Here is a 13,481-nt window from a genome sequence, read left to right as displayed (position 1 = left end):
AAATGGTGCAAATTTCTACCTATTTTCAACTTTTACGTGCATTGTTTGTTTTTACGCGAGAAGGTGTTATTAGCGCTCTCCCTTGTGATGGCCTTCAGGGATTTCCAGCAGTATATCACCGTATAGCAAGCGTATTAGCACGACGTAAAACGAAAAAAAAACATCGATCTGAAAATATATCACATGCTATCAATAAACTTGGCCCATCTTACGTCAAACTTGGTCAATTTCTTGCTACTCGGCCAGATATTGTTGGGCGCGATATTGCCGCAGACTTAGCTCAACTCCAAGATAGTATTCAAACTTTTCCTTGTGCCGATGCAATTATTCAAATCGAAAATTCTCTCGGCCAATCTATTAATGATTTATTCACAGATTTTCACCCGCCTATTGCAGCAGCTTCTATTGCCCAAGTTCATCCAGCTGAATACTATGATAAAACAGGCAACAAAAAAAAATGCGCCGTTAAAGTTATTCGTCCTAATATTAGAAATCGTTTTGCAAAAGATCTTAAAGGCTTTTATCTCATTGCCCATTTACAAGAACGTTATATACCTGCCTCTCGACGTTTACGTCCCGTTCGTGTTGTTGATACTTTGGCACAAACAACACAAATTGAAATGGATTTGCGCTTAGAAGCAGCTGCTATATCAGAAATGGCTGAAAATACTCAACATGATGCAGGTTTTCGGGTCCCCAATATTGATTGGGAACGAACTGGGCGAAATGTTTTAACAATGGAATGGATCGATGGCATAAAAATGTCTGATATTCCAGCACTTAAAAAAGCTGGTTTTGATTTAAAAGCTTTAGCCATTACGCTCATTCAATCTTTTCTCCGTCATACTTTACGTGATGGCTTTTTTCATGCCGATATGCATCCCGGTAATTTATTTGTTGACCCACAAGGATGTATTGTTGCAGTTGATTTAGGAATTACAGGACGGCTTGGAAAAAAAGAAAAGCATTTTCTTGCTGAAATTCTTTACGGTTTTATTACTCGCGATTATCATCGTGTAGCATACGCTCATTTTGAAGCAGGTTATGTTCCATCACATCATAATATTGAGAGTTTTGCTCAAGCTAACCGAGCTATTGGTGAACCTATTCACGGACAATCTGCACAAAGTATTTCTATGGCCAAATTGCTTACACTCTTATTTGAAGTTACTGAATTATTTGACATGAAAACGCGACCTGAACTCTTATTACTGCAAAAAACTATGGTTGTTGTTGAAGGAGTAGCACGCTCATTAGATCAAGATTTTAATATGTGGAAAGCCTCTGAACCAATTGTCAAAGAATGGATTAGCAAAAACTTAGGACCGATCGGACTTGTAAAAGATTTGAGTGAAGGAACACAAGCATTACTTTCACTCGTACGTCAAACTCCGCAATTGATACAAAATTTCCAACAGATAGAAGAAGGATTAAGTAAAATGACAAAGACAGGACTTTATCTTTCTCCTGCTACGCTTAAACAACTTGCTTTTGAACAAAGCCGCAATAACCGTTATGGTCGCTATAGCTTATTCATTATTGCTTTTTGTTTGCTTTTTATCACTTTTTCTCTTTTTCCTTCTTTCTAACTTACACAATAGATTAAAATATTCAAAGGCAATACAATTAATGAAATTATTGCTATCATTTTAATATCTCGGAGATATATTATGACCAATATTACCCTTCGAAATGTATCACTTGAGATTCAAGAATTTCTGCGTGTACGTGCTGCGCAAAATGGCCTTTCTATAGAAGAAGAAATTCTTCACCTATTAAATAATATCACAAAAACATCCATTATATCACAACAAAAAATAAGCACTGCTGAACAACAATCATTAAAATCAAAATCAATTCTTCTTATTATTGGTGGCAGCATTGCAGCCTATAAAGCACTTGATTTGATTCGCCGTTTGCGAGAACGTGGAGCCCATTTAAACATTATTATGACAAAAGCAGCTCAAAAATTTATTACCCCTCTAGCAGCTGAAGTTCTCAATGGTGGTCATGTATATAACGATTTATTTTCACGTGAAGAAGAACAAGATGTTGCTCATATCCGATTAGCGCGTCAGGCTGATTTAATTATTGTAGCTCCAGCCACTGCAAATCGTATTGCAAAAATAGCCACTGGAATAGCAGATGATTTAGCCAATTGCGCCATTTTAGCAGCACGTTGTCCACTTTTGATTGCTCCTGCAATGAATCCAGCTATGTGGACACATCCAGCAACTATTCGTAACATTGCAAAATTGTGTGCGGATGGAGTCCACATAGTAGGACCAGAAGTAGGCGAAATGGCTGAACAAGACGAAAGAGGTTGTGGACGTATGAGTGAACCTCTAACCATTTTAGCTTCAACAGAAGCACTTTTGAGTGCACAAAAAAAATTACTTTGTGGTCGTCACTTTATTGTAACTTCTGGGCCCACTCATGAACCAATTGATCCAGTGCGTTACTTAGCTAATAGCTCATCAGGTAAACAAGGACATGCCATTGCAATAGCATTAGCTAACTTAGGTGCAACCGTGACACTTATTTGTGGGCCTGTCGATCTTATGGATCCAGAAGGAATAAAAACTATTCATGTGAAAACAGCTTGCCAAATGTTACAAGCCGTACAAGAATCACTCCCCGCCGATGGTGCTATTTTTGTTGCGGCTGTTTGTGACTGGCGCAGTCAAACACAATCTTTGCAGAAAATAAAAAAGGAATCCAATCAAACACCATTTTCTTTGCACATGGTTGAAAATCCTGATATTTTAGCTACAATTGGTCATGCTCCCAATCGTCCTCCACTTGTGATTGGCTTTGCTGCTGAAACTTGCAATATAATTGCTAATGCACAAAAAAAATGTATTCAAAAAGGAGCAGACTTCATTCTTGCGAATAATGTTTCTTTTAATGCGGATGGTAGAAATGTCATGGGCTCTGATACAAATGAAATTTTTTTCATAAGCAAAAACAATATCGAACATTGGCCAAATATGAGTAAACAAAAAGTAGCTGAAAAATTGGTAAATATTATTGTATCATTTTTTTCTTCTCTTTCTGCCACTCATGAAGAATGAATAGAATCTTATTCTCAATGAAAATAATTAATCCTAAAGATATAATTTACATGATAAATATTATAATATAAAATACTCTTTTTATTCTTCATTTCTTACTTATTGCTCATGATTTTTACTGCTGCTTATTATGCTCTACAACGCCTTTTTAGTCAGCAATATCGCTCAATGATATGGCAAGTGTTAGGACTTACTTTTATCGTCCTTGTTATTATATGGTCATGTACGCGTCAATTTTTTATGTCCTACTTTTGGCTTTGGATTGCTCATTTCATTCCTAGACCAACCAATTGGCCAGAATGGACAGAATTAAGCATACTTATTATTTTTAATCTTGGTTTGTCTTTATTAATCGCCTTTTTTATTGCTCCAATCACGGCAATGATTGGCAGTTTTTTCATTGATAATGCTGCTGAAATTATTGAAAAAGAAGATTATCCAAATGAACTTACTGGGCAAGCTATGTCATTTGGATATTCTATCATTTTTGCTTTGAAATTTGTTATCTTAAGTCTTTTCGGAAATGGAATTGCTTTTTTCTTGTTTTTTATACCAAATATTAATTTAATTGCCTTTTATATGATTAATGGCTACCTCTTTGGCCGTGAATATTTTGCCTTTGCTGCTTATCGTCTCCGATCTAAACAAGAAGCTCATGCTTTTTTACATACCCATCATACCACTGTTTTTTTTGCAGGTTTATTAATAGCGTTTTTTGTTTCTATTCCTATCCTTAATTTGGTCACGCCGCTTTTTGCAGCTGCCTTTATGACACATTTACACAAAATGCTTTCACACCAAAATCTACACCCATTACACTGAAACAATAACACTTGATCAATTAAAATAAAAAAGAAATATACTTTTATAAAGTTAACACAATTTCAAACAATTTTATAAGCTAAGAAAACATGGGCGTAAATTTAAAATATGTCATCTTAAAATTATTGAAATAATGAATACCAGAATAAAAGATTGACTCATTATATTTTCTCAAAAACTCCTTATAATAAAGTCATTATTGCCAATTTTTCACATAATAGTACCGCAATGCAATTTGACATTAAAATAAAAAACTAACAAAATAAATTATCTTAATTATAGAAAACATTTTTATTTGAGCTATTATCATCGCATTAAATGAAGCAATTTATTGTTTATTTGGAGCAAAGATAAGTTTCACTATTCGGTCCTACAATCCCTAAACCCACACATAAAGTGTATAATATTTCATAGAGAGGCGACAAAGATGAACTGGATTACAAATTATGTTCGTCCTAAAATCAATTCCATATTAGGGCATCGTGAAATTCCGGATAATCTATGGGTTAAAGATCCCACCAATGGTCAAATGGTCTTCCATAAAGATCTGGAAGCTAATCAATATGTGATTCCTAATTCTGGCTATCATATGCGTATTAGTGCCAAAAATCGTCTTATGCATTTCTTTGATGATGGTATTTATACACTGATTGAAAATCCAAAAGTTGTCATAGATCCATTAAAATTTCGCGATGAAAAACGTTATATTGACCGGTTAAAAGATTATCGTTCTAAGCTTGGTGTTGATGATAATATTTTAAATGCACGAGGAACTATTGAAGGTTTACCAATTATTGCTACTGTTCAAGATTTTGCATTTATGGGTGGATCACTTGGCATGGCTGCAGGAGAAGCTATTATAAAAGCTTTTCATACTGCCATTCAAGAGAAGTGTCCTTTAGTTCTTTTTGCAGCTTCAGGTGGAGCAAGAATGCAAGAAGGAACATTATCATTGATGCAAATGCCACGCACAACAGTAGCAATTGAAATGATAAAAGAAGAAAAACTACCTTATATCGTGGTTCTTACCAATCCTACCACTGGTGGTGTTACTGCTTCTTATGCTATGCTAGGCGATGTACATATTGCTGAACCTGGTGCTATGATTGGCTTTGCAGGACCACGTGTTATTCAACAAACAATTCGTGAAACGTTGCCTGAAGGTTTCCAAAGTAGTGAGTATCTCTTTGAACATGGTATGATTGATATGGTTGTTTCTCGTTTGGAAATGAAAACTACTATTGCACGGCTTTTACGTTTAATGACAAAAAGTCCTGCAATTTCTAAATCTTCTAATTCATCATCCATTAAATCTGCAAAAACTGACTTCTAAAGCCAAATCTATTAAATTATGAAAAAAAGCTGCATGCAAAAAGTGATAGATAATTTACTAAAAATCTATCCGCAAAAGTGTGATCTTTCTTTAGAGCGTATTTTACGTCTTTTAAAATGTCTTGATAACCCACATTTAAATCTTGCTCCTATTATTCATATTGCTGGAACAAATGGTAAAGGATCTGCCTCAGCTATTTGTCGTGCTCTTTTAGAAAGTGCAGGCTATCGTGTTCATGTATACAGTTCTCCTCACTTAGTTAATTGGAATGAGCGTTTTCGACTCAATCACAAAGGAAGCAGCCAATTTGTCACAGACAGCCTATTAAGCAAAACAATTCATCAAATTATAGAAGTAAATTGCAACGAACCTATCACTATTTTTGAAGTTTTTACGGCTGCCGCTTTTATGTTGTTTAGCACGCACCCAGCTGATGTCATTATTTTAGAAGTTGGATTAGGAGGACGTTTTGACGCCACAAATGTCATTAACAAACCAGCTGTATCGCTTATCATGCCTATTGATTATGATCATGAATCTTTTCTTGGTAACACTATTGAACAAATTGCTTTTCAAAAAGGAGGAATTATTAAACCAGAAGTTCCTGTAGTTATTGGTAAACAAGATCATGAAATAACTTATTCTTTTCTTAGTGATCTTGCTGTTAAAAATAAAGCACCCTATTACCTTTTTAACCAAGATTATCAAAGCTATGAAGAATACGGACGTATGGTATTTCAAAATAATCAAGGTCTAATGGACCTCCCGCTCCCTAAGCTTATTGGTGCTCATCAAATTGACAACGCCGGTGCTGCTATTGAGGCAATTTACCAAGCAGGTTTTCAACTCTCAGAACAAGTCATAAGCAACGCTTTACAAAATCTTTATTGGCCAGCACGGATGCAGCATCTGACTCACGGGAAATTGGTCGATCAACTTCCTCCCGATTTTGATTTATGGCTAGATGGTGGTCATAACTCTGCCGCTGGAAAAGCCATCGCAAAAATATTAACCCAGTGGAAAGAAAAATCAAATTGCCCCATTGTAATGATTGCTGGCATGCTTAATACTAAAGACAGCGTTGGTTATTTTCGCCCTTTGGTCAATCTTGTCAAGAAAGTGTATACAGTTCCTTTAATTTCCAGTAATGCAGGTATTTGTCCCAAAATTTTAGCAGAATTAGCTCAAAAAGCAGGGCTTATCGCTAATCCACAGGCTAATCTACAAGCTGCATTTCACAAAATTAGCTCAGAATATAAAAAAGCAATTGTCCTCATTGGTGGTTCTTTGTACCTTGCTGGTGATATTTTGCGTGACAATCAAACGCCCCCATGTTAGTAACAACTAGGTGTTTTTAGCGCCTTAATGACAGGATTTTTGATCATGAAACTTGATTACGCCCTTTATCAAAAACCTAAACTTATCACTGTTTTTGGCGGATCTGGTTTTGTAGGACGGCATGTTGTAGAAGCCTTAACAAAACGAGGTTATCGAGTACGTATTGCTGTACGTTATCCACAAAAAGCTTATTATATGTTACAAATAGGCGAAGTAGGACAAACACAGATGCTTAAAACTGACGTCAGAAATTATACTTCAGTTGAGCATGCATTATTGGGAACAGATGGTGCAGTTTTTCTTCCTGGAAGCTTAGCCCAAACAAACAAGCCGAATTTTCAAAATATACAAGTTGATGGTGCAAAACATGTTTCTGAATTAACAGCTAAAGCTGGTATTCCTCTCATCTATATGTCAACACTTATTTCCGATGAAAATGCCTCATTTTCTTATGCACGCGCTAAAGCTATAAGCGAACAGATTGTTCGTAATACGCATTCTCAAGCAGTTATTATGCGCTCATCTGTTATTTTCGGACCAGAAGACTGTTTTTTTAATTTTTTAGCAAATTTCTCTCGTTTTATGCCAATTATGCCACTTTTTGGTGGGGGACAAAGTAAATTGCAACCTGTTTATGTTGGTGATATTGCTAAATTTGTTGTATATGCTTTAGAAAAGCGTGTTGTTTTAGGCAAAAATTATGACCTTGGTGGGCCCAAAGTTCTTACATTCCAAAATACTCTTGAAGAGATATTAAAAGTTATTCACCGCAAAAAAAGAACACTTCCTCTACCTCTGGCTATGGGACTTTTTATCGGAGGTTTCTTCGGAACTCTTGGCAAAGTACCCCTCTTTCCAAAACTCGTAACAGCTAATCAAATACACTTTTTACAAAAGGATCATATTGTTTCTCAAGAGGCTAAAGATAATGGATATACTTTAGAGGGAGTAGGAATTACGCCTAAATCAATGGCAGCTATTTTACCAAATTATCTGTGGCGATTCCGTCCGAAAGGACAGTTTTCTCACAATTTATCAATTTAATACACTTCGATTTTGTGAGCTCATTTATTTTACTATAAAAAAGAAAAAAATTTAAAGATCTTGAAATATCTGTAAGTTTTACATTTTTCTCAAAATAAAATTTTATAATGATTTTTTCTTGCATCTAAAGAACTTTAAAATTTTCTGGTTCGCTTCTCACATCACCATTTAAAATATTAATACACATTTGTTCCGTAAACTGATGAACATTTAAAATTTTTTTTCATTTAGACAAATATTTGTATTTGCTTGCATTTCTTTTTAATTTCTCCTACCGTTCTGGAAAAATAATTTTGAAAGAACAAAAATGACGTCTCAAGATTATGTTATCAAAGATATCGCACTAGCTGCTTATGGTCGTAAAGAACTTGATATTGCAGAAACGGAAATGCCTGGTTTAATGGCTTGCCGTAAAGAATTTTCTTCCAGTCAACCTTTACGTGGAGCACGTATTTCTGGTTCATTACACATGACTATTCAAACAGGCGTCTTGATTGAAACATTAAAAGTAATTGGTGCTGATATACGATGGAGCTCTAGTAATATTTTTTCTACACAAGATCATGCAGCAGCAGCTATTGCAGCTACGGGAATCCCAGTCTTCGCAATCAAGGGAGAAACACTTGAAGAATATTGGACCTATATTGATGCAATTTTTCAATGGCCTGATGGTAAACTTTCTAATCTTATATTAGATGATGGAGGCGATGCTACTAACTATATTTTAATAGGTAGCTGTGCAGAGGAAAACAAAAACATCTTATCGAATCCTAAAACAGAAGAGGAAGAATTATTTTTCAAACAAATTCAAAAACGTATAGCTCTCACACCGGGATTTTTTACGCGTCAGCGCGCAGCAATCAAAGGTGTAAGCGAAGAGACTACAACGGGAATACACCGCCTTTATCAATTACAGAAAAAAGGACTTTTGTTTTTTCCTGCTATTAATGTCAATGATAGCGTTACAAAATCAAAATTTGATAATAGATACGGATGTAAGGAATCATTAGTCGATGGTATCAGACGTGGAACGGATGTGATGATAGCAGGTAAAATAGCTATTATCTGTGGTTATGGTGACGTTGGTAAAGGTTCAGCAGCTTCTCTTTCAGGCGCTGGAGCACGTGTAAAAATAACAGAAATTGATCCAATTTGCGCTCTTCAAGCCGCTATGGATGGCTATGAAGTTGTTACTTTGGAAGATGCAGCTTCTAGCGCTGATATTATTATAACAACTACTGGAAATAAAGATGTTGTCCGCTTAGAACATATGCGACAAGTTAAAGATATGTGTATTCTAGGAAATATTGGTCATTTTAACAATGAAATACAAGTATCAGCTCTCAGAAATCTACCATGGACAAATATTAAACCACAAGTTGATATGATTACTTTTCCTGATGGCAAACGCATAATTTTATTATCTGAAGGACGTTTGTTAAATCTTGGTAATGCCACAGGCCATCCTTCTTTTATCATGTCCGCTTCATTTACTAATCAAGTATTAGCGCAGATTGAGCTGTTTACTAACGCAAAAAATTATAAAAATGAAGTAACGTGTTTACCTAAACATCTTGATGAAAAAGTTGCACGTCTTCATCTTGATCGGCTAAAAATAAAATTAAGCGTTTTATCGGAAGAACAAGCCGCTTATATTGGGGTTCCCTTACAGGGACCTTATAAGCCAGAACATTATCGTTATTAGGATATTGTCTTAGTACAAAAAAAAAAAGACGCATTATGCATAGCTTTGGTGACTATACATTCAAAGAAAAACTAAAAAAAACTACTCAAATTTGTGTCGGTGTTTTTTTTCTCTTATTTCTTTTATTTCTAGTATATGCTGTCACTCAAACCTCAGTATTTCATTTGTTTACTTTTTTCGCTTGGCCAAATGAATCATGGCTTATCATAGTGATCTTTGGCAGTATTGCTTGCTCGTCACTTCTGATCTGTGTCATAGTTATTATAAATACAAAAAGAGCTTTACGGAAAGCTTGGATAATGATTCAGGCTCATTTTTCTGACAAGCTCAAACATTATGAATGGCTTCTTGAAAAAACAGGTCAGTGCCTCTTTATTTGGGATAATCCAACAGCCTTACCCCGTATAATTGGTAATATTCCCACATTGCAAAAAGCAGGTATTCATAAAAAAGATTTTCAGCATTTTGAAAAATGGCTTGAAAAAAGCTCTTTTCAGCAACTTGATCAAGCACTCACCCAGCTACGTTGTAATGGTTGCTCTTTTGAATTTTCCGTCATGACTATAACTAAAATATTCTTGCAAGTTACAGGAATTATTTCTGGAACAGCAGCTATTGTGCGGTTTCAAGATATTTCAGCACAGCAGAGTGAAAATATCCGATTACAGAAAGAAACAACCCAAATCCTCACGGAATTGAACATGCAACGTAATCTGCTTGATCATATTCAAGAACCCGTATGGATTCGAGATTGTGAAGGGAAAATTTACTTCACCAACCGCGCTTTTCGGGAAATGACGAATTTTCAAGAAAAGAATAATATTGTTGATCCTTTCAATGAAACAACACAATGCACAACAGATGAAACAGAAGCAATTTTTCAAAAGCATATTTATACAGTGGTTAAAGGAGAACGACATCATTTTCATCTCACACGTATCACAACAAAAGAAGGAATGGCAAGCTTTGCACGTGATGATAGCGCATATGAAAATCTTGTCAAAGAAATGAAGAGAATTCTTCAAAATCATTGTGAAACACTCGATCAAATTTCAACGGCTGTAGCAATTTTTGATGCTAACCAAAAATTAAAATTTTGCAATCATGCTTTTAAAATTTTATGGCCATTGGAAATTTCTTTTCTAGAAAGTGAACCAAGTCATTCATTGCTTCTAGAACGTTTGCGTGAGAAAGGTTTTATCGGTGAACATCCTGATTGGCATGCGTGGAAAGAAGAGCTTTTTAAAGCTTATCAACAAACAGAATCGAATCAACAAATTTGGAATCTTCCTGATGGACGTACAGTACGTGTCATTTCTAGTCCTCATCCTCAAGGAGGTATTACTTGGCTTTATGAAAATCTTACAGAAAAAATTGATCTTGAACGACGTTATAATACACTCATTAAAATACAAGGTGAAACACTTGACAAACTATCTGAAGGAGTTGTGGTTTTCGGTACTGATGGACGTTTGCGTTTATCAAACCCAGCTTTATCGAAATTGTGGTCGCTCCCTCATAATTTGCCTATAGAAGGAGCGCATATTACCGAATTACAAAACCACTGTTCTGCTTTAACAATAGGAGAAGAATGGAAAAAATTTGCACAATTCATTACTGGTTGTGCTGAAAAACGTGATACCTATTCAGGCCGCATAGATTTAAAAAGTGGAATAATAATTGATTATACACTTGCACCTTTACCTAATGGACAAACAATGCTTACATTTGTTAACGTCACCGACACTGTCCATATCGCACGAGCCCTACAAGAAAAGAATGAGGCCTTAGAAAAAGCTGATCGTCTGCGCAATGAATTTGTCCAGCATGTTTCTTATGAATTACGTACGCCTCTTACTAATATTATCGGATTTTCTGATATTTTACGTGATCAAATTTTTGGCCCTACCAATGAGCGTCAACAAGAATATCTTGGTTATATTCATTCAGAATCAGGTGTTCTTTTGAATATTGTTAATGATATCCTTGATTTGGCAACTCTTGATGCAGGTATTATGATATTGGATATAAAACCAGTTCACATTGCTGAGGCAATGGCACAAGCAGTCGCACGAGTAGAGGAACGTCTCCATGGACGTCACATCACACTTTCACAAAACATTTCTCCTTCCTTGAAATTTATGTCTGCAGATGCAACACGGTTACATCAGATTTTTGTGAATGTTCTGAATAATGCTATCAATTTTGCAACGGAAAAAAGCATCATTGAATTTTGTGCGAATACACAAGATGATTATATAATCTTCAGTGTTCATAATGAGGGATCTGATATACCAACCGATATTCTTGATCGGATTTTCAAACGTTTTACTTCTCATGCCCATCATGGTGGACGTGCAGGAGCAGGTCTTGGTCTTTCTCTTGTTAAAAGCTTTGTTGAACTCCATGATGGACGTGTTGAAATTTTGACTGGTATGGGTCAAGGGACAACAGTTAAGTGTTTTTTCCCTCATAAAAAAGACACAGGAGTTGTATAGCTGTATTTTTTTGTGTCGTTGTGAAATTTTTCCTATCACTTTTATGGACATTCGAATGAATTTTAGTTTTTTTCTTGAAAACGAAGAAGCAACTACACTTTTTGCACAAGATTTAGCTCTTGCTCTAAAATCCGGTGATCTTGTCACCTTTCAAGGTGATCTTGGAGCAGGAAAATCAACTCTTATACGGGCACTCATTCGTACACTTGCCAATAATTGTACTCTGGACATTCCAAGTCCTACTTTTACTCTTGTCCAAAGCTATCAACTTCCACAATTTGAAGTGCTTCACGCTGACCTTTACCGAATTTCGAGCATTGAAGAAATGGATGAGTTAGGACTTCATGAATCACGTAAAGATAATATTTTGCTCATTGAATGGCCAGAAAAAGGAGCAGAGGTTTTAGGACCGGTTACTTTCGCTATCACTTTACAATACAAAGGATGTGGACGTCATATCACTCTTGATTCTGCAGAACATGCTACTGAACGCTTACAACGATCTTTTGCAATTCGTACCTTTTTAATCACACATGGACGTCGTCACATTCAACGTCGCTTTTTAGCTGGTGATGCCTCAGCACGTTCTTATGAACTGTTAGATGATGGAAATCATCAAGAAGTTCTCATGAATGCACCAACTATGCAAATGGCGCAAAATGTAGACTCTTCCTATGTAGAAACAACACATCTTGCAAAAGATATCAGCCAATTTGTAGGAATTAGTCAAATTATTTTAGAGAATGGCTTCTCAGCTCCTCGTATCTTTGCCAAAGATCTTGAAAATGGTATTTTGATTTTAGAAGATTTTGGATGTGAAGGACTTTTAGACCAATCAGGTAATCCTATAGAAGAGCGTTATATTGCTTGTAGTGAATTGCTTGCTAATTTTCATCAAAAGTCATGGCCTTTAAAAAAGAAATTTGCAACATTCCAGCTTCAGATCCCCTTCTATGATTGCCAAGCTATGCGAGCAGAACTTTCCTTATTATTGGACTGGTATCTTCCTTTTCAACAGAAAAAAACTTTAAACATAAAACAGCGTGAAACTTTTTTTACCTGTTGGCAACCTTATCTTGATCTTTTAACTCAAGGAGAAAATACCTTTGTTATGCGTGATTATCACTCACCTAATATTCTTTGGCGTGAACATAAAAAGGGTATTGATCGCATTGGTCTCATTGATTTTCAAGATGGTGTAAGTGGACCAACAGTTTATGATCTTGTTTCTTTAGCACAAGATGCCCGTCTTTTTATTCCACCAGAACTTGAAAATAAAATTTTTAATACCTATTGCAGTGTACGTCACCAAGCACCTCGCCCTTTTGATGAAGATGAATTCCGCAAACTTTACGTGCTTGCAGGAACTCAGCGGGTCTCTAAAATTTTAGGAATTTTTGTACGCCTTCACCAACGAGATGGAAAATCATTTTATCTCAAATATCTCCCTCATCTTCAAAATTATCTCATCCGTAATCTTTCACATCCAATTCTTTCTTCCTTACAAAGCCTTTATCAAGAAATAGGACTTTTATCAGAAAGTGAAGCTCTTAACAGAAATATTTTAAACGCTTAATTATTTTATTCCTGAAAAACATCTTCCCTGCAACAATCATTCATGGCAATGTGAAGTCATTATGCATTCTTTCACATTCACTTCCGCTCAA

General features: G+C 35.6%; 9 protein-coding genes. All 9 read left to right on the top strand.

The annotated features are described in order from the left end of the window. Positions 1 to 2: 2 nt before the first annotated feature. The 9 genes from ubiB to tsaE all read left to right on the top strand — a co-directional run bounded on the left by ubiB (position 3) and on the right by tsaE (position 13,390). Positions 3 to 1,589 carry a 2-polyprenylphenol 6-hydroxylase gene (gene ubiB / locus B11cv2_RS06690; RefSeq protein WP_100693850.1) on the top strand — a complete coding sequence of 529 codons (1,587 nt, stop codon included), beginning with the start codon at positions 3 to 5 and terminating at the stop codon, positions 1,587 to 1,589. An 81-nt stretch (positions 1,590 to 1,670) separates the two neighbouring features. Beyond that, the gene (gene coaBC, locus B11cv2_RS06685) at positions 1,671 to 3,074 is read left to right on the top strand and encodes a bifunctional phosphopantothenoylcysteine decarboxylase/phosphopantothenate--cysteine ligase CoaBC (protein ID WP_100693849.1); all 1,404 of its coding nucleotides are present in this window, start codon (positions 1,671 to 1,673) and stop codon (positions 3,072 to 3,074) included. Between the two features lie 108 nt (positions 3,075 to 3,182). After that, positions 3,183 to 3,896 carry a sulfate transporter family protein gene (locus B11cv2_RS06680; protein ID WP_100693848.1) on the top strand — a complete coding sequence of 238 codons (714 nt, stop codon included), beginning with the start codon at positions 3,183 to 3,185 and terminating at the stop codon, positions 3,894 to 3,896. A gap of 427 nt (positions 3,897 to 4,323) precedes the next feature. After that, complete coding sequence (gene accD, locus B11cv2_RS06675) at positions 4,324 to 5,229, top strand: acetyl-CoA carboxylase, carboxyltransferase subunit beta (RefSeq protein ID WP_100693847.1); 906 nt, start codon at positions 4,324 to 4,326, stop codon at positions 5,227 to 5,229. An 18-nt stretch (positions 5,230 to 5,247) separates the two neighbouring features. Then, entirely contained in the window at positions 5,248 to 6,567 is a 1,320-nt protein-coding gene (locus tag B11cv2_RS06670; RefSeq protein WP_100693846.1) for a folylpolyglutamate synthase/dihydrofolate synthase family protein, read from the top strand. Positions 6,568 to 6,612: 45 nt separating this feature from the next. Next, positions 6,613 to 7,611, top strand: coding sequence for a complex I NDUFA9 subunit family protein (locus B11cv2_RS06665; RefSeq protein ID WP_100693845.1), 999 nt, complete (start codon positions 6,613 to 6,615; stop codon positions 7,609 to 7,611). 307 nt (positions 7,612 to 7,918) lie between these two features. After that, positions 7,919 to 9,316, top strand: a complete 1,398-nt coding sequence (ahcY, locus tag B11cv2_RS06660; protein WP_100693844.1) for an adenosylhomocysteinase — start codon at positions 7,919 to 7,921, stop codon at positions 9,314 to 9,316. Between the two features lie 35 nt (positions 9,317 to 9,351). Then, positions 9,352 to 11,814 carry a PAS-domain containing protein gene (locus B11cv2_RS06655; RefSeq protein WP_100693843.1) on the top strand — a complete coding sequence of 821 codons (2,463 nt, stop codon included), beginning with the start codon at positions 9,352 to 9,354 and terminating at the stop codon, positions 11,812 to 11,814. Between the two features lie 55 nt (positions 11,815 to 11,869). Then, complete coding sequence (tsaE, locus tag B11cv2_RS06650; protein WP_100693842.1) at positions 11,870 to 13,390, top strand: tRNA (adenosine(37)-N6)-threonylcarbamoyltransferase complex ATPase subunit type 1 TsaE; 1,521 nt, start codon at positions 11,870 to 11,872, stop codon at positions 13,388 to 13,390. The last annotated feature ends 91 nt before the right edge of the window (positions 13,391 to 13,481 follow it).

It is taken from the genome of Bartonella sp. 1-1C (assembly GCF_002810325.1).
GTDB classification, from domain to species: domain Bacteria; phylum Pseudomonadota; class Alphaproteobacteria; order Rhizobiales; family Rhizobiaceae; genus Bartonella; species Bartonella rochalimae.
The sequence above is the reverse complement of the archived record's forward strand: the minus strand, read 5'-3'. Positions and strand labels throughout refer to the sequence as shown.